Origin of the sequence: Actinomadura macra NBRC 14102 (assembly GCF_001552215.1) — a bacterium.
Taxonomy (GTDB): Bacteria; Actinomycetota; Actinomycetes; order Streptosporangiales; family Streptosporangiaceae; genus Spirillospora; species Spirillospora macra.
In genome coordinates this window covers 865,269-881,389 of record NZ_BCQT01000006.1, presented here as the reverse complement: position 1 = coordinate 881,389, position 16,121 = coordinate 865,269, and the positions used below count along the sequence as shown (strand labels likewise).

Below are 16,121 nucleotides of genomic sequence, written 5' to 3'. Positions count from 1 at the left end.
ACAACCGTCACCGATCCCACCAACCTCCACCGAGTCGCAGTGGGCGCGGGAGGGGACGTCGGCCAGTGAGTCGCCGCTGGGCGGGGACGTGTTTCCTCCGCGTGCGGAACAGACTCCAGTTGGGGGTGCCCCGGCTGGTGGGGGATCGCACCGGGCGGGCCCGGCTTGGACTGATTCGGGGAGGACGGCGCCGGACGAGCCGTTCCTGCCGCGGAAGGGGCTGGCGGCTGAGCCGCCGGGCGATCGCGAGGTGCGGTGGGCGCCTCGGTTGCCTGAACGGGGGTTGGCGACGGAGCCGCCCGGTGGGCGGCCGGGGCCGATGGCGGATCCGGAGCGGCGGGAGGCGTTGGCGGACGCCTTCGTGGCGGAGTTCGTGGGGAGTTCCACCTGGCGGGCGATGCTGGCCGTGTTGGAAGGGGCCTTCCCCGGGCTGGGCATGGCTGCGGCGCTGTCGGGCCGGACGGACGAGCTGTGGCGCACCATGGACGGACTGGATCGGCGGGCCGCGGCGAAGCTGGGATTGCCCGCCTGGCTGGACGACGCGGGGATGGTGTTCGACCTCAGCGCTCACCTGAACGTGCGGAGCGCGGCGAAGGGGACGTCAGGGGTGCCCCGCGCGTCCCGGCCGTACGCGGGGGCGTTCGTCATCGACACCCTGGATCCGCTGCGCTATCACCGGGCGGTGGGCGGTCCGCTGGCACCGGGTGAGGGGGTGCTGCCCGTCCCGGCGGCGTCGGGCGAGGAGGACGACACCGGGGTCGTGATCGTGGCGAACCTGACGTCGGCGGGGGTGCGGGTGCTGGACTCGGCGGCGCTGTGGCGGTACGCGGGGCGCGTGGTCACGAATACGTTGCACGAGGCGGCGCGGCCGGAGACACGGGTGCGTACCCGGCGGGCGCTGCGGGCGCTGCGGCGGGTCGTCTTCGTCGATCCTGATCTCGGGGTGGGGCTCTGCTTGCAGACCGACGTCGCGCGGACGCCCCGGTGCCTGCTCGCGTTCAAGGTGGGTAACACGACCGCGCCGCAGTTCGTGCGGCCCTGATCAGTTCTCGGGGCGGAGCCAGGACAGGTCGCACTGGAGGTCGTCGGGGAGTTCGCGGATGTAGCCCGCGAGCTCCCACGGCTCGGACGGCACCAGGCGTTCGTCGTTGTTCGGGAGGAGGCCGCAGACGAGCGCGCTCGTCGTGCGGACGGCGGTGAACGAGCCGAAGCGGGCCACACCGCCGCCGCGCAGGTTCGCGAGTTCGGTGAGCAGCGCGCTCACGCCGGACGGGTCCTGGGGGTCGTACAGGCCGCGTGCATAGGAGAACAGCTCTTCGGCGAGCGGGTCGGGGCGCCGTCCGGACAGGTAGTAGACCGTGCCCCAGTAGGAACCGTTCGCGGCCGGCCCGGAGCGCTGGTCGCGGATGCGGACGCGTAGCCCGTACTCGGTGGCGCAGCGTTCGTACGCCTCGGCGAGGAGCGCCTCGGCCTCGCCCTCTTCGCTGAGCACGATGCCGGTGACGACGCCTTCCTCGCGGTCGAGGCGGTCGAGCATCTCCCGGTGCAGTTCGGTGATGTTCTGCTCCACCGAGTCCAGGGAGCGGGCCAGGGCACGCTGCGCGTCGCGTTCGAGGTCGAGGCCCGCTATGCCGGAGGTGATCTCGCCGACCTCCTTTTCGAGCCGATCCATGCGGACGGCGATCTGTTCCACCCGGCCGGAGACGTCGTCGTCGGGCGGGTGGGGGATCACGATCCCCGACGGCTCGCCTGACGCGTCGACCTCGGTTCTGAGGGTCTCGTAGCGTTTGGACAGCTCGGCCACCTGCGTGCGCAGTTCGCGCAGCTCCGCCTGCGCGCGGGGGAGGCGTTTGTCGGAGGCCAGGTAGAGCTCGCGTCCGGCGATGGCCAGGCAGAGCAGGACAAGGATCACAGTGGTCATGTGGCTCCTCGGGAGGCGGGCTGCGCTCTCGACCTTAACCAGCGGATGGCGCGCGGACCGTGTGTGCGCCGGATCTCGTCCGAAAGGCCCGGCATTTTCTCCGGATCAGCCGAACAGGCCGCCGAGGAGCCCGCCGAGGATCTCGCCGACGCCGCCCGCGATCTCCCCGGCGACGTCACCGGCGATGTCGCCCATGGCTCCGTTGGCCGCGTCCGCGATGACGTTGCCCGCGACGTTTCCCATCACCTGGCCGGCGACCTGTCCGGCGTATCCGCCCACTGCGTTGCCGAACGCGTCCACGGGGACCCCGGCGGCGTAGCCCGCCACGTTCTGGGCGAAACCCGCCGCGCCTACGGCGGCGTCTCCCACCGCGCCGACCGCCATGCCTCCGGCGATGCCCGCGGCCGCCGCGCCGCCGACCAGTCCGGCCGCTGCGATGCCGGGACCGTAGTGGCTTCGGTGGCCGTGGTGACCGGGAGGGCCGTGGTGGCCGGTAGGGGCGTGGTGGACGTGGACGGGCGGTGGTGTCGGGTGGCCGTGGGCGGCGGGCGGGTAGGGAGTCGCGCCGGGGCCCGGGTAAGCCGGAGGGGGCGGGCCTGCGGGTGCGTACGGTGCGGGTCCGCCCGGTGCTGGGGGTGGGACGGCTCCTGGTATCGGGGGGCCCGGCATAGGCGCGCGGCCGGGTGCCGGTGGTGGTGCGTGGCCGGGCATGGGCGAGTGGGCCGATGCCCCTCCGGGATTGGGTGGGTACCCAGGGTTGGACGGTCCGTGCCCAGGGGCGGGTGGGTAACCGGGTGCGTTTCCGAAGCCGGGCCCGGGTGGTGCCTGCCCTGGCATGGGGCCGGGCGGGGGCGCGTGTCCGGGGATGGGGCCGGGCGGAGGGGCGTTGCCTGGCGTGTGCATCGGGGCGGGGGATTGGCCGGGGGCCGGCGCGGGCGGGGGGAATTGGGCGTTGCCCGGCTGCCCGTACTCACCGGGACCGCCGTAGGAGGCCGCCGCGGGTTGCTGCCCGGGCGGGGGCGGCGGGAACTGCGCGTGGCCGCCCGGCGGTGGCAGAGGCGCCTGTCCGTGGGCCGCCTGTCCGTGGGAGGCCGGGCCCGGGGGCGGTAGTGGAGCCTGTCCCGGAGGCGGGCCACCATAAGCGGCGCCCGCTCCGCCGCGTCCAGGCGCGGAGCCGGCGGTGCGGGGCAGCGCGGTGGCCGCCTCAAGCCATTCGCTGATTTTCGCGTTCCAGTCAGTCTCGGCGGCCTCGGCGTGCCCGACCTGGAACACGCCGAACGACTCGTCGGACGGAGTGGAGCGGTCCTCGGCGCGAAGCGTGAACGCCATGCTGCGCGGGCTGGCGATGAAGCTCAGGCCGACCTTGTCCAGCCGCCCCTGGAACGCGGGCGGGGGGACGAGGTGGATCTCCTGGTGGAACGGTAGCTGCTGCGACAGCCCGCGCAGCTTGGACGACTCGAACGTCACGTTGGTGATCTGGAAGCCGAGGCGGGCGATCGAGGCGAGCACCCACTGCTGGGATTCCAGCGGCTCGACCGAGATCGGGTCGACGTCGCCGGGGTCGGGCTGGCCCTTGGCGTCCACCTCGGTGCACATCCCGATGGTGAATCCGGGCAGTTCGTGTCCGAGGACGGTCGTGAACGGCAGTTCGTATGGCAGCGGTATGGAGAACGACAGGTCGCGCTGTTGCGCGGTCTCCAGGGTGAAGCCGCGGGTGAGCGCGCCCCGGTAGACCTCCGGACCCGCGGTCTCCCCGCCGTAGCCGTTCTGCATGCGTGGCATGAGCGCCAGCGTCACGTGCCGGATCTCCACTGGACGGTCTCCACCGCGCAGGTGCACCTTCCCGGCCACGACACCGCCGGGCCGGCAGTTCGGCTCCGACAGGATCGTGTCTACGGAGGGTCCTCCCGCTCCGTACCCGCCTGCCATCCGCCCGTAGGACACCGACCGTTCCCCTCTCCGGACAGCGAGGTCGCTTCCTCGCACATGTCAGACGGACTCCACCATGCCATCGGTTCACGCCCGCAAGCGAAAACACTAGGGCAGAAACCAATGTCGTCCTATAGAGGTCCTTGGGAGAAGACGTCCGCCCCGCCTCATTCCTCCTTGGAGGTGACAGTGACCGGCGCGTAGCCCAGCTTCTCCAGCGGCTCCCGGATCTGGGCGGCGTCGCCCACGGCGATGATGGTCAGCGCCTCGGTGTCGATGTGCTTGCGGTAGGCGCGGGCGACTCCGTCCGGCGTGGACGCGCGGACGGCCGCGAGGTAGGCGCTCGGGTAGTCGGCGCCGAGCCCGTTGGCGGCCGCGTCGGCGAGCTCGGCGGCGACGGCGCGGGCCGTCTCGAACTCGGCGGGCGCCCGGTCGGCCAGGGCCCGTACGGACGCACCGTGCTCTTCGGCGTCGACACCACGGGACACGACACCCCGCAGCTCTGTGAGGGCGTCGGCGACGGCGTTCGCGGTGACCTCGGTGTGGACGGCGCCCTGCGCGATGAAGAGCCCGCAATGGCGCATCCGCAGCAGACCGGCCCGCACCCCGTAGGTGTAGCCCTTCTCCTCGCGGAGTACTGCGTTGAGCCGCGACGTGAGGCCGCCGCCCAGCACGTGAGAGGCGACCATCAGGGAGGGCCAGTCGTGGTGGGAGCGGTCGGGGACGCCGTGTCCGATGCTCAGGTAGGACTGTACGGAGCCGGGACGGTCGACCACGACGATCCGGGCGGCCGACTCCGGCATGATCTTGTCGGCGGTGCGGAGCGGGTCGCCGGACCCGGCCCAGCCGGTCAGAGCGTCGGAGAGTGCCGCGTCGGTGTCCACCCCGGCCAAGTCGCCGGTGACGACCGCCGTCGCCTCAGCGGGCACCACAGAGCCGTAGAAGGCCCGGACGTCGGCGCCTTGGAGCGCGCCGACGGAGGTCCGCGAGCCGCCGGTCGGCCGGGACGCGCGGGCCCGCGCCGGGAACATCACGGCGCGCAGCTCGCGCATGGCGCGCGAGCCGGGGTCGGCGTCCTCCTGCGCGATCTCCTCCAGCCGCTCGCGGACGAGGCGGCGGATATCGGCGTCGTCCAGCGCGGGGCGCCGCACGACCGAGGAGAACAGCTCCAGCGCCGGGCCGAGCCGCGTCACCGGCACGTCCAGCGCGACCCGTAGCGCGGTCAGGTCGGCGGCGGCGTACAGGCTCGCGCCGAGCCGCTCGAACGCGGCGGTCAGCGCGGTGCCGCCGCCCGGTTCGGTGCCCTCCATGAGGGCCCGCGCGGCGAGCGCGGCGACGCCGTCCGCGCCGTCCCGCTCGCGTCCGGCACCCGCGTGCAGGACGAGCCGGACCGCGGCCAGGCGGCGGCCGGGCATGTCGACGCGGAGTGTCGCCGGGCCGGCGGGCACGCGCCCCGCGGTGCCGGCCGGGAACGCCCACGCAGGGACCGGCCCGGGGACGGGACGGGGCTGCAGGGTGAGTCCGCTCACGACGACGTACCTCCGTAGGTCAGGGCGGTGCGGGCACCGGATGCGAGCCAGCGGGCGGCCATCTCCTTGATGGCGTCCCCGGTGACGGCCGCGGCTCGCCCCGGGGCGGTGAAGACCCGGCCGGGGTCGTCGAACTGGTTGGCGTTCTGGGAGAGCGCGTTGGCGAGCCCGGTGACGGTCTCGGTCTGCTCCAGGAATCCGCGCTCGGCCTGGGCGGTGGCGCGAGCGGTCTCGTCGGCGTCCGGCCCGGAGGCGGCGAACCGTTCGAGTTCCTCGTCGAGGACGGCGGAGATCTTGTCGGGTTCCGGTCCGATCGCGTCCACGATGGCGAGGGACTGGCCGGACGCCAGCCGGGTCACGCCCGCCCACACCTCCGTGGCGATCTGGTCGCGGCGCACCATGCGGTCGTAGAGGCGCGACCCCGAGCCGCCGCCGAGGATCTCCACGGCGAGTTCCGCCGCCTCGATGTCGTCGCCGCCGTCGGTGGGGAGGGTGAACATCGCGAAGTAGGCGGGCGAGGGGACCTCTTCGTCGAGGGTCTCCTCGCGGACACCGGTCAGCGGGCCGAGATCCCCGGGCCGCGCCGCAGGCTTCTCCGGACCGGCCGGGATGCCGCCGAAGTAGCGTTCTACCGCCGCAAGGGTCTTCTCCGGGTCGATGTCGCCGACGACCGACAGGACCGCGTTTCCGGGCGCGTACCAGGTGGCGAAGAAGTCCGTGCAGTCTTCGAGGGTGGTCGCGTCCAGGTCGTCCATGGAGCCGATGGGCGTGTGCGCGTACGGATGCCCCTGGGGGAAGGTCAGTGCGCAGAGCCGCTCGAAGGCGGTGCCGTAGGGCTGATTGTCATAGCGCTGACGGCGTTCGTTCTTCACCACGTCACGCTGGTTGTCCAGATTGGTCTGGGTGAGCGCGGCGGGCAACGTGCCCATCCGGTCGGCCTCCAGCCAGAGGGCTAGCTCCAGATGACTGACCGGGACGGTCTCGTAGTAGTTGGTGCGCTCGAAGGACGTGCTGGCGTTGAACGCGGCGCCCGCGCTCTCCAGCAGCGCGGCGTGCTCGCCCTCTGCGACGTTGGCTGACCCCTGGAACATGAGGTGCTCGAAAAGATGAGCGAGCCCCGTGCGGCCGGCGCGCTCGTGCCGCGACCCCACGCCGTACCAGAGGTTGACGGCGGCCAGCGGTACGACGTGGTCTTCGCAGACCACCACCCGCATGCCATTGCCGAGCGTGTGCTCATGCAGCGGCTGTTCTGCCACGGAGCGCTCCCGTCCGTTCGATTGATCGGCTGGCGGACAGCACCGCGCGCGTCAGTGGGACGGGCCCCGGCGGCGGGCTTGATCTCTCGTCTCACCGTACCGGGTCGGTGCACGTGCAAGGGGAGGGAGCGGGGGCTCGGAGGACTCAGGACGCGGCGGACTCGTGGGCCGCGATCGCATCCTCCAGCGAGTGGTGCAACACGAAGATCTTGGTGAGCTGGGTGACGTGGAAGACCCGGCGGACCCGGTCGTTCACTCCCATGAACGACATCGATCCCTCTCGCGCGCGCAGGCGATGGTAGATACCGACGAGCACGCCGAGGCCGGTGGAGTCGAGGAACGTCACCTCGCCGAGGTCCACCACCAGGTGCAGCCCGCCGTTGTCGATGATGTCGAGCAACTCCTCGCGCAGCCGGGGACTGGTGAAGACGTCGATCTCGCCGCTGATCTTGACGACGGTGACGCCTTTCTCGACGCGGTGTTCGACGGCGAAGTCCACCGTTGCTCCCTCTCTGCCGCTCGCCGGGGGGAAAGGCCCCATACCCCGTGCGACTGATGATTACCCCCGTGCGGCCACCGGACGTCAAGGAGAACGGAACAGCGCCCACACGATTTTGCCCTGTGGGAGCGTCCGCCAGCCCCAGCGGACGCTGAACGACTCGACCAGGTGCAGGCCCCGTCCGGTCTCCGCGATGTAGTCGGGTTCCTTGCGGCGCGGCGCCGCGCGGCTGGAGTCCATGATCCCGCAGAGCAGCCACGGTGCGTTGTGGACGATCCGCAGCTTGATCGCCGATGGTGCGGAGCCGAGCGGGTCGGCCGGGTCGTCGTACACGCCCTCGCGGTGCACGTCGTCGCCCGGCCGCCCGATGATCGCCCTACCGCTGTGCCGCAGTGCGTTAGTGACGAGCTCTGAGACCACCAGCCCGACGTCGTCCGCCAGTACTGGCACGCCCCACTCGGTGAGGCGCGACAGAGCGAAGTGCCGTGCGTCGGTGACGGACTCGGGATCGGGTCGGACGGTGAAGGAGACGGTGGGACATTCCAGCTCCGTCAGCGCCGTCAGGCCCCTGTCCAGAAGCGGCGGCAGATCATTCGATTCCGGCACGGGCGTCGAGTTCGCGGCAGGGGCCCGTGGATCCGCCGGCCCCGCGACGGGGCCGAGCTCCCACCGTGTGTCGTCGTGCGCGTGGCGTGACGTCATTCCCCGGACCCCGCAGAGTGATCTCGTTGTGCAGCCGTGGCTCGGAAGTCTCGTGCGTTATCCTGCGCATCGTAGCGTGCGAATGCAAGACCCAATGCACGTGCATCCGGGTTGTGTGGGTGTGGGGGCGACGCGGATGCGCACGGGTGATCGGAGGTAACCGCAGGACACGGAGGCCAGTGGCACACTAGGTTCGCTGTCCGCCATTTAGCCGGGAGGTTGGGCGTGACTCCAGAGACGCCGGGAAGCGGGTCGACGGTCCGTCGGATCCTGCTCGGGTCACAGCTTCGCCGTTTGCGCGAAGAGAAGGGTGTGACCCGTCAGGACGCCGGCTACGTCATCCGTGCGTCGGAGTCGAAGATCAGCCGCCTGGAGCTCGGGCGAGTCAGCTTCAAAGAACGAGACGTGGACGACCTGCTCACGCTGTACGGCGTCGGCGACAAGACCGAACGCGAGTCGCTGCTACAGCTGGCGCGGGAGGCCAACACTCCCGGTTGGTGGCACCGGTATAACGACGTTCTGCCCAACTGGTTCCAGACCTATGTGGGTCTGGAGGAGTCGGCGGCGTTGATCCGCACATATGAACTGCAGTTCGTCCCGGGACTGCTGCAGTCGGAGGGGTATGCACGTGCGGTCATCCGCTTGGGCAACGCCGGAGCCGCCGAACACGAGATAGACCAGCGTGTCGAGCTGCGCCCGCAACGCCAGGAGCGGCTCACAGGCCCGGACGCACCGCGCCTGTGGGCGGTACTGGACGAGGGGGCGCTCCGGCGTCCCATCGGCGGACCGGAGGTGATGCGTGGCCAGTTCGAGCATCTCATCGAGATGTCCAAACTGCCCAACGTCACCATCCAGATCATGCCGTTCAGGTTCGGCGGACACGCCGCCGAGGGTGGCGCCTTCACGATCCTGCGGTTTCCCGAGCAGGATCTGCCGGACGTGGTTTACGTCGAGAACCTCACCGGCGCGATGTACCTGGACAAGCGCGACGACGTCGACACGTATCTGCAGGCGATGGAACGCCTCTGTGTCGACAGTGCGACCCCGGAGCGCACGGTCGAGCTTCTTGGTGATCTTCTCAGAGAGACATGATGCTCCAGACCCAACACGGCCACATCACGATCGGCCCGAACGACTACGACAACGGGATGCCCGCCACCCAGCTCTTCGGTGCGCGATGGCTGAAGTCCCGGCGAAGCAACTCCCAGGGGAACTGCGTCGAGATCGCCGAACTGCCTGGCGGTCAGGTCGCGATGCGCAACTCCCGCCACCCCGAGGGCCCCGCCCTCATCTACACCCGCCCCGAGATCGAAGCGCTCATCCTTGGCGCCAAGGACGGCGACTTCGACCATCTCATCGCCTCCCGTAACTGAACACCCACCTTTAACCGCCAACGAATCGCCGCCTCGTGCGGCTCGTCGAACGCGGCGGGTCGGCTCCGGTGCACCGAACGTCGACCCGTCCGCTCCGCAACAGCGAAGGCCACCCGCAGAGGGGCGACCTTCAACCGCAGTTGCCGTAGGGGGCGGCGGCGCCGTTGCCGCCGAAGCGGACACAGACACCGGGTGCGCTCACATAGACCGGGCCTGCGTACCATGCGAATGCCCCGCCGTCGCTCACCTGGCCCCCGCCCTTGCGCTGGATCCAGACCGAGACAGAAGAGCTCTTGCCCACGTTCTTGGTCTTCATCGTGACGGCGCAGTTCTTCTTCGTCGCGTTGCTGTAGAGCAGGTAAGCGCGGCCGCCCGATACGGCGAGAGAGCGCTGCACGTTGTAGCCACCACCGCACGCGGCCTGTGGTGTGTACTTGTTAGGCGGCTCTTGGACGGGTGTGGAACCGCCTCCACCCGCCCCCTTGCTCGGAGTGCCGTTTCCCGTTCCGCTTCCAGGCCGTCCGTCCGGCGCCTTCGGATCGCCTGGTTGGCTCGTTCCCGGGCTCTTGCCGTCCTGCGGCCGGCCATCCTCGTTCTTCGGCTTCTTGGAGGCGCCGCCCGCCCCGCTCATGCCGGCCGAGCCGTCCTGGGCGCCCTGGTCTTGGCCGGCGGATGCGACCCGCTCGTCCTTGCCGCCCCCACCGTCCGGCCTTGTCGCGGCCCAGACCGCACCACCCGCGACGATCGCCGCGACGGCCGCCGCCGCGGCGATCGGGAGGAGAAGACCGCGCCTCTTGCCCGATGGCCCCGGCCCCTGCCGCCGGGGCGTCGGGGGCGGGACGGGAATCTGCTGAGCGGCGGGCTTCGGTGTCGCCTCGTCGAAGGGTGGCGGCTGCGGCGCCGTCCTGTGCCGCGCGCTGGACGGGTCCGTGACGTGCTCGGGTGGCAGGACGGGGAACGCGGGCAGCGGCGGGATGGGGGAGGGGGAGACGGCCGGGGACGTCCCGCTCGCGGCGCCGACCAGGCGCTCCTGGGCCTCGCGGGCGGTGGGCCGCTGCGCCGGCTCCTTGAGAAGGCACGCCACGACCAGGTCCCGCATCGGGTCCGGCAGGTCGCCCAGGTCCGGCTCGCCGGTCAGGATCCGATGCATGACCGTGGCCATCTCGTCGTTGCCGAAGGCGGGCCGGCCTGTGGCGGCGAACACCATCGTCGTACCCCAGGCGAACATGTCGGACGCCGGGCCGACCTCGCCGCCGGTGAAGTGCTCGGGCGCCATGTAGGCGGGAGTGCCGACGTTCTGCGTTTCTCCGGCCGCGCCCAGCGCGCGCGCCACGCCGAAGTCGATGACGCGGGGGCCGTCCGGTCCCATCATCACGTTGTGGGGTTTGAAGTCCCGGTGGACGATCCCGGCCTGGTGGATGGCGGTGAGGGCGGTCAACGTGCTGACGGCGAGACGTTCCAGTGCCCCGCCGGTGCGCGGACCCTCGGCCCGCACGACGTTGTGCAGGGACAGGCCCGGGACGTACTCACTGACGATGTACGGCTGGTCGCCCTCCACGTCGGCGTCCAAGACCTGCGCGGTGCAGAAGCGCGCCACCCGCTTGGCGACCTCCAGTTCGCGGACGAACCGGGCCCGCGCGGACTCGTCACCGGCGAGGCCGCCGTGCAGCAACTTGATCGCGACATGGTCGCTGGTGCGGGCCGCGCCCTCGCGGTCCGGCCTGCCGAGGAAGACCGCGCCCTGCCCACCCTCGCCGAGGCGTCCCAGGATCTCGTAGCCGCCCAGCCGGGTCGGGTCGCCCGACCGCAGCGGATGGGCGTCCGGCGTCGTCCTGTCCGTCACACCACTCGCTCCCCGTCACTTCAGGCTCGTCCCGCAAGGGTATTGGCCCGACGAGGGTACGCGCTCCCGGATGATCGATAACGCGGCACCCAGGGGAGGCGGCCGTCTCGGTGGGACACGGTGAGACGGCCGCCGTCGTCGATGGGGGTGCCCGGAGCGTCAGCCGGTCTCGGTGGGCAGGCCCGCCTCCGTCCAGTCCTGGATGCCCTCGCGGTAGGTGCGCACATTGGTGTAGCCGAGCTTCTCCAGGCGCAGCGCGACGGCCTTGCTGTTGTTGCACGCGGTGTTGGAGCAGTAGGTGACGATCGCGGCGTCCTTGTCGGGCAGCAGGGTCGCGGCGCGGTCGGCGACCTCGTCCTCCACGAGGTTGAGGGCGCCGGGCAGGTGCTGCTGGGTGTAGTAGGACTCGGGCAGCGCGTCGACGACGGTGACCGTGCCGTCGGTGATGGCGCTGTGCAGTCCGGCGCGGTCGATGGTGGTGGTCACTGGTGCACCTTCCTTGTCGTTGCCTCTTCCGAAGCAAGTGGACTATAGTCCGATTGAAGCGATGGGAAGGACATTAATGGACCACGGTCCGGTTGGCAAGGGGGACCTCGACCTGATGCGGACTCCGCCGCCCAAGGAACGCGCGGACGCCGCCCGCAACCGCGCGAAGGTGCTCGCCGCCGCCGCGCGGCTGTTCGCCGAGCACGGGGTCGAGTCCGTGTCGATGGACGCGGTCGCCGCCGCCGCCGGAGTGGGCAAGGGGACCCTCTTCCGCCGGTTCGGCGACAAGGCCGGGCTGGCCGTCGCCCTCCTGGACGATCGCGAGCGCGAATTGCAGGACGCGATCCTGACGGGCCCGTCCCCGCTAGGCCCGGGGCGAGCGGACGAGACCGTACCGCCGTCCGAACGCCTGCACGCCTTCGCCGACGCCTACCTCGACTACGTCCTGGAGCACCTGGCGCTGGTGCGGATGTCGGAGACGGCCGCGCCGGGCGCGCGCTACCGCATCGGCGCCTACCGCTTCTGGCATCGCCACCTGACCGTCTTGCTCGATCAAGCCGTCCCCGACGCCGAGGCCGTGGCGCACACGTTGCTGGCCACCCTCGGTGGCGAGCACCTCACGGCGATGGTCGAGACACTCGGTGCGGAACGCGCGCGCGCCGCCGTCCACACCCTTTTCAAAGTGGGCGAGTAAAACAGGAGCCCCCGTGCTCACACGGGGGCTCCTGTCGGAAGTGGTCAGGCCGGGTCGGGTGTCCGCCGCGCTGGGCGGCCCTCCGCCCGGCCGTCCTGGTGGCCCGGCGGGCCCTCCGGGGCATGCTCGCGTTCCAGTCGTGCGGCGACCGCGAGGGCGCGTAGCGACGTGGACTTCACGAGCGCGCTTCCGGTACCGGTTCGGGGCCTGAGGATGCTGCTGGGCATGGTCGCCTCCGTTGGGTCGTGGGTGGACACGCTCAAAGACAGGATGTGCCGCCCCGGCACGCGGGGTCTCGCACACATCGTTGCAACCGCAAAGATCCCCGGCGTATTCCGAATGATCGTTCTGTTTGGCGCTCGCCCATCGATCCCGCGCCCGGGGCAGCGGTATCGAGACAGCGGATCCGGGTCAGAGGTAGAGCCCGACCGCGGCGGCGGAGGACGGGGCGGCGGGCTGGAGGTCGGTCGCGCGCAGCGTGATGATCTCGGTGTCGTCGGGGCGGTCGCCGGAGGTGAGGCGCTGGCCCTGGGCCGCGATGGCGGCGTCCAGCAGGTTGCGCATGAGACGGCCGTTCCCGAAGGACGGGCCGCGCGGGACGTCGTGGAGCAGGCCGCGCAGCCGGGACGGGACGTCGGGGGCGAGGGTGAGGCCCTCGGCGGCGGCGAGCCGCTCGAAGATCGCGACGAGTTCGGCGTCGGAGTAGTCGGGGAACCGCAGCCGCTTGGGGAAGCGGGACTCCAGGCCGGAGTTGCCGGTCAGGAACGCCGTCATCTCGCGTTCGTAGCCGGCGGCGATGACCACCAGGTCGCCTCGGTACTCCTCCATCAGCTGGACGAGGGTGGCGACGGCCTCCTGGCCGTAGGCGTCGCCGGCCAGCGCGTACGCCTCGTCGATGAACAGGACGCCGCCGAGCGCCTGCTCGACGGCGGCGCGGACGCGCGGCGCGGTCTGGCCGAGGTAGGGGCCGACGAGGTCGGCGCGGGACACCTCGACGAGGTGGCCGGACGAGAGCAGCCCGAGCCGCCCGTAGACGGACGCGACGAGCCGGGCGACGGTGGTCTTGGCGGTGCCGGGGTTGCCGGTGAACACCATGTGCCGGGTCGGGGTCGCGACCTGCTGGCCGGCGCCGCGGCGCAGCTCGGCGCCGCGGGCCTCGGCGACGAGGAGGTGCACCTCCCGCTTGACGTCGCGCAGGCCGACGAGGGCGTCCAGCTCGGTGAGCGGGTCGGTGGCGGGCAGGACGCGGGAGGTGCCGCTGAGGCTGTCCGGGATGTCGTCGGGCAGGAGGACGGCGAGGTCCCGCGGGGTGGCGCGCTTCTTGGCGGTGACACGGCGGGCCTGGAGGGCGGTGGCGCGCTCGGAGAGGTTGCGCATGACGCGGGCGTTGCCGAAGGAGCGTCCGCGGGGGGCCTTGCGGAGCAGCCCGGCGACCTTCGCCCGGGTGGCGGGGGCCGGTTCCAGTCCCGCGGCGAGCGCCTGGCCCATGAAGATCTCGATCAGTTCGTCGTCGGTGAAGTCGGGGAAGCGGATCGTGCTCGGGAAGCGGGAGGCGAGGCCGGGGTCGGAGGAGATGAACCGCTGCATCTCACGCTCGTAGCCGGCGACGATGACCACCAGGTCGTCCCGGTTGTCCTCCATGACCTTCAGCAGTTCGGCGATGGCCTCCTGGCCGTAGTCCTCGGACATGCTGGTCTGCGTCAGTGCGTACGCCTCGTCGATGAACAGGACGCCGCCGACGGCCTGCCGCGCGACGGCGCGGGTCTTCACCGCGGTCTCGCCGACGTACTGGCCGACGAGGCGGGACCTGGACGCCTCCACCAGGTGCCCGGACGTCAGGACGCCGAGGTCCTTGAAGATGCGGGCGAGCAGCCGCGCGACGACGGTCTTGCCGGTGCCGGGGTTGCCGGTGAAGACCATGTGCCGGGCGGGCGGCGCGGGCGTGGGCAGACCGGCCTCGCGGCGCAGCTTGGCGGCCTTCGCGCCCGCGGTGAGCAGCTCGATCTCCTGCTTGACGGTACCGAGGCCGGTCAGCGCGAACAGTTCGGCGAGGGGGTCGCCGGGAGTGCCGGAGACGTCGAAGACGGCGGGCACGTCCGGGCGTTTGACGACGAGTTCCTCGCCCGGCCCGGTGCGTTCGCGGACCGCTTCGACCACGACGTCGGCCAGGCGCTGCGCGAGACGGGCGTTGCGGAGGTTCCGAACGGGATGAGTGCGGACGAGTAGTTCCCCGGCAGCGGTCAGCGCCCGCTTGTGCGCGCGCGCCCCGCGCTGTTGGAGGGCCCGGTTGAACAGCTCCGCGTACCCCTCGCCGGTGAACGGATGCGTGGGGACGACCTGGAGCCGTAGCGCCAGACCGGGATTGACTTCGCGGATGCGCTCGTCCCCGCCCGGTTCGCACAGCGCGACCACGTGCAGGTCGTCGTGGACGTCGAGGGCGCGGTGCAGTTCCTCCACGATGGCCTCGCCGCTGCGCACGTCCCGGGACATGTCGTCCAAGCCGTCAATGACCATCAGCCGGTGTCCGGCGGAGTCGCGGGAGTCGTTGTAGATGTGGGTGGTAGCGGCGGAGACCTCCTTGGCGGCGAAGAAGTCACCGGCCAGCCACAGGGGCGGCTCGGTGATCTGCCGCTCGCGCAGCAGCCGGGCGATCTCCTGCGCGGCGTCGCGCTTGCCGGTACCGTCCGGGCCGACCAGCATCAGGCGGACGGGACCGGAGCCGGACGCGACCTCCTCCAGCGCCGCGACCACGTCCGGCTGGCCGACCAGGCCCGAGCCCACCTCGGCCTTGCGGGCGCGGCGCGCGCGTGTGGACGCGGTCTTGCCGACGCCTGCCGCGAGCGGGTTGACCATACGGCGGCGGGGAGTGAACAGGCGCCGGACGTCCTCCTCGAACTCGCCGACCGGGATCCACTCGGGTTCGGGGATCTGCGCCTCGTCCGGGAAGCCCTGCGCGGCGCCGGTGAAGCGCATCGCCATGTCCAGCCAGGCGCGGCACGCCTCGACCGCGCCCGCGCCGAGGGCACGTCCCAGCCAGGCGCGGGTGCCGGTGTACCAGGGGTGGGCCTTGAACCCGGCGCGTTCGGCGGCGAACCGTTCGAGCAGTTCCCCGTACCGGTCCTCGGTGACGGTGGCCGACAGTTCGACGGGCACCTGCTGTAGGCCGCCTTGCAGCAGCAGGTGGACGAGCATCTCGTCCACCGACTCGTCGTGGGGCGCGACCTCGAGCAGATGTTCGTGGACGGCCAGGAGCCCCGAGCACACCCACTCCAGATAGCCGATCGGCCCGGCAAGCTCCGGCAGGACGGCGACGATGTCGTCGTCCGCGTGTGCGGCCCATAGCGCGCGCTGCTCCGACAAGGGCGAGTTGAGATCCAACCCGGCAGGAGGGTTGTCGTAGAGGCGCATCATTGCCTGGCGCCGCTGCTCGATGGGCTCCAAACCGTCCAGGACGTCGAGCGCCTCCCGCGCGAGGGTGAGCGCGAGTTCGCGATCGGGTACCTCTTCCAGCCACTCCAGCGGACGGAAACCGCCCTTGGTGACGCCCCAGTCGTTGACCGTCCGCAAGGGTTCGCGGGGCTCGCGGTGGAAGCGGCCGAAGAACTGGTACTGGAGCCGGGAATGCGTGCCGGAGTTCACGGCCGCCGCCCCGCACAGGAAGTCGACGTACAGCATCAACTCGGCGACGATCAGCGGGGTGGGCGCGGTGAGCACCGAGTGCTGGTCGGTGGTCAGCCCCGCGCAGCGCGGGTCGGCCGCGAGCTTGTCGATCCGGGCGCGGATGTCGTCGTAGAGGCCGTCGGGGACCCGCCAGGGGCCGAAGGAGTACAGGTCGAGGACCGGCTCGTCGCTGACGAGCAGTTCCAGCTTCTCCGGCAGCCGCACTGCT

14 protein-coding genes are annotated in these 16,121 nt (G+C 71.3%); 4 read left to right on the top strand and 10 right to left on the bottom strand.

The window, feature by feature from the left end; all coding sequences use genetic code 11:
* Window positions 1–319: 319 nt before the first annotated feature.
* Window positions 320–1,042 (top strand): hypothetical protein, encoded by a 723-nt coding sequence (locus tag AMA02S_RS12960; RefSeq protein ID WP_067456611.1) that lies wholly within the window; start codon window positions 320–322, stop codon window positions 1,040–1,042.
* On the opposite strand, the gene AMA02S_RS12955 is transcribed toward AMA02S_RS12960, so the two are convergent.
* From AMA02S_RS12955 to AMA02S_RS12930, 6 genes are all read right to left on the bottom strand, one after another.
* Window positions 1,043–1,921 (bottom strand): hypothetical protein, encoded by an 879-nt coding sequence (locus AMA02S_RS12955; protein ID WP_067456608.1) that lies wholly within the window; start codon window positions 1,919–1,921, stop codon window positions 1,043–1,045. It abuts the gene before it with no gap.
* Between the two features lie 105 nt (window positions 1,922–2,026).
* On the bottom strand, window positions 2,027–3,865 hold the full coding sequence (locus AMA02S_RS12950) for a sporulation protein (RefSeq protein ID WP_084265047.1): 1,839 nt from the start codon (window positions 3,863–3,865) through the stop codon (window positions 2,027–2,029).
* Window positions 3,866–4,017: 152 nt separating this feature from the next.
* Complete coding sequence (locus AMA02S_RS12945) at window positions 4,018–5,379, bottom strand: M16 family metallopeptidase (RefSeq protein ID WP_067456602.1); 1,362 nt, start codon at window positions 5,377–5,379, stop codon at window positions 4,018–4,020.
* Window positions 5,376–6,635 carry a M16 family metallopeptidase gene (locus tag AMA02S_RS12940; RefSeq protein ID WP_067456598.1) on the bottom strand — a complete coding sequence of 420 codons (1,260 nt, stop codon included), beginning with the start codon at window positions 6,633–6,635 and terminating at the stop codon, window positions 5,376–5,378. Before AMA02S_RS12940 ends, AMA02S_RS12945 begins: the two co-directional genes overlap by 4 nt.
* A gap of 145 nt (window positions 6,636–6,780) precedes the next feature.
* Window positions 6,781–7,134, bottom strand: a complete 354-nt coding sequence (locus AMA02S_RS12935; RefSeq protein ID WP_067456595.1) for an STAS domain-containing protein — start codon at window positions 7,132–7,134, stop codon at window positions 6,781–6,783.
* 84 nt (window positions 7,135–7,218) lie between these two features.
* Window positions 7,219–7,740, bottom strand: a complete 522-nt coding sequence (locus tag AMA02S_RS12930) for an ATP-binding protein (RefSeq protein WP_245667480.1) — start codon at window positions 7,738–7,740, stop codon at window positions 7,219–7,221.
* 321 nt (window positions 7,741–8,061) lie between these two features.
* Here AMA02S_RS12930 and AMA02S_RS12925 point away from each other — a divergent pair, with 321 nt between their 5' ends.
* Both AMA02S_RS12925 and AMA02S_RS12920 read left to right on the top strand, forming a co-directional pair.
* A complete protein-coding gene (locus tag AMA02S_RS12925) occupies window positions 8,062–8,928 on the top strand; it encodes a Sco1979 family transcriptional regulator (protein WP_174550953.1) in 867 nt (288 codons plus the stop codon).
* Window positions 8,925–9,209 carry a DUF397 domain-containing protein gene (locus tag AMA02S_RS12920; RefSeq protein WP_067456589.1) on the top strand — a complete coding sequence of 95 codons (285 nt, stop codon included), beginning with the start codon at window positions 8,925–8,927 and terminating at the stop codon, window positions 9,207–9,209. Before AMA02S_RS12925 ends, AMA02S_RS12920 begins: the two co-directional genes overlap by 4 nt.
* Window positions 9,210–9,339: 130 nt before the next feature.
* Here AMA02S_RS12920 and AMA02S_RS12915 read toward each other — a convergent pair whose 3' ends face one another.
* Window positions 9,340–11,052: a serine/threonine protein kinase gene (locus AMA02S_RS12915; protein WP_067456586.1), complete on the bottom strand. Its 1,713-nt coding sequence runs from the start codon at window positions 11,050–11,052 to the stop codon at window positions 9,340–9,342.
* A gap of 159 nt (window positions 11,053–11,211) precedes the next feature.
* Window positions 11,212–11,538, bottom strand: coding sequence for a rhodanese-like domain-containing protein (locus tag AMA02S_RS12910; protein ID WP_067456583.1), 327 nt, complete (start codon window positions 11,536–11,538; stop codon window positions 11,212–11,214).
* Between the two features lie 76 nt (window positions 11,539–11,614).
* On the opposite strand from AMA02S_RS12910, the gene AMA02S_RS12905 reads away from it, so the two are divergent.
* On the top strand, window positions 11,615–12,232 hold the full coding sequence (locus AMA02S_RS12905) for a TetR/AcrR family transcriptional regulator (protein ID WP_067456580.1): 618 nt from the start codon (window positions 11,615–11,617) through the stop codon (window positions 12,230–12,232).
* 44 nt (window positions 12,233–12,276) lie between these two features.
* On the opposite strand, the gene AMA02S_RS41665 is transcribed toward AMA02S_RS12905, so the two are convergent.
* Window positions 12,277–12,459: a hypothetical protein gene (locus AMA02S_RS41665; protein WP_157430543.1), complete on the bottom strand. Its 183-nt coding sequence runs from the start codon at window positions 12,457–12,459 to the stop codon at window positions 12,277–12,279.
* 184 nt (window positions 12,460–12,643) lie between these two features.
* Window positions 12,644–16,117, bottom strand: a complete 3,474-nt coding sequence (locus AMA02S_RS12900; RefSeq protein WP_067456577.1) for an AAA family ATPase — start codon at window positions 16,115–16,117, stop codon at window positions 12,644–12,646.
* Window positions 16,118–16,121: the final 4 nt, after the last annotated feature.

What these genes read in the sequence shown, in the direction of transcription:
- AMA02S_RS12960 (WP_067456611.1), top strand. Translation starts at nt 320, where the DNA reads ATGGCGGATCCGGAGCGGCGGGAGGCGTTGGCGGACGCCTTCGTGGCG.
- AMA02S_RS12955 (WP_067456608.1), bottom strand. Translation starts at nt 1,921, where the DNA reads ATGACCACTGTGATCCTTGTCCTGCTCTGCCTGGCCATCGCCGGACGC.
- AMA02S_RS12920 (WP_067456589.1), top strand. Translation starts at nt 8,925, where the DNA reads ATGATGCTCCAGACCCAACACGGCCACATCACGATCGGCCCGAACGAC.
- AMA02S_RS12905 (WP_067456580.1), top strand. Translation starts at nt 11,615, where the DNA reads ATGGACCACGGTCCGGTTGGCAAGGGGGACCTCGACCTGATGCGGACT.
- AMA02S_RS41665 (WP_157430543.1), bottom strand. Translation starts at nt 12,459, where the DNA reads ATGCCCAGCAGCATCCTCAGGCCCCGAACCGGTACCGGAAGCGCGCTC.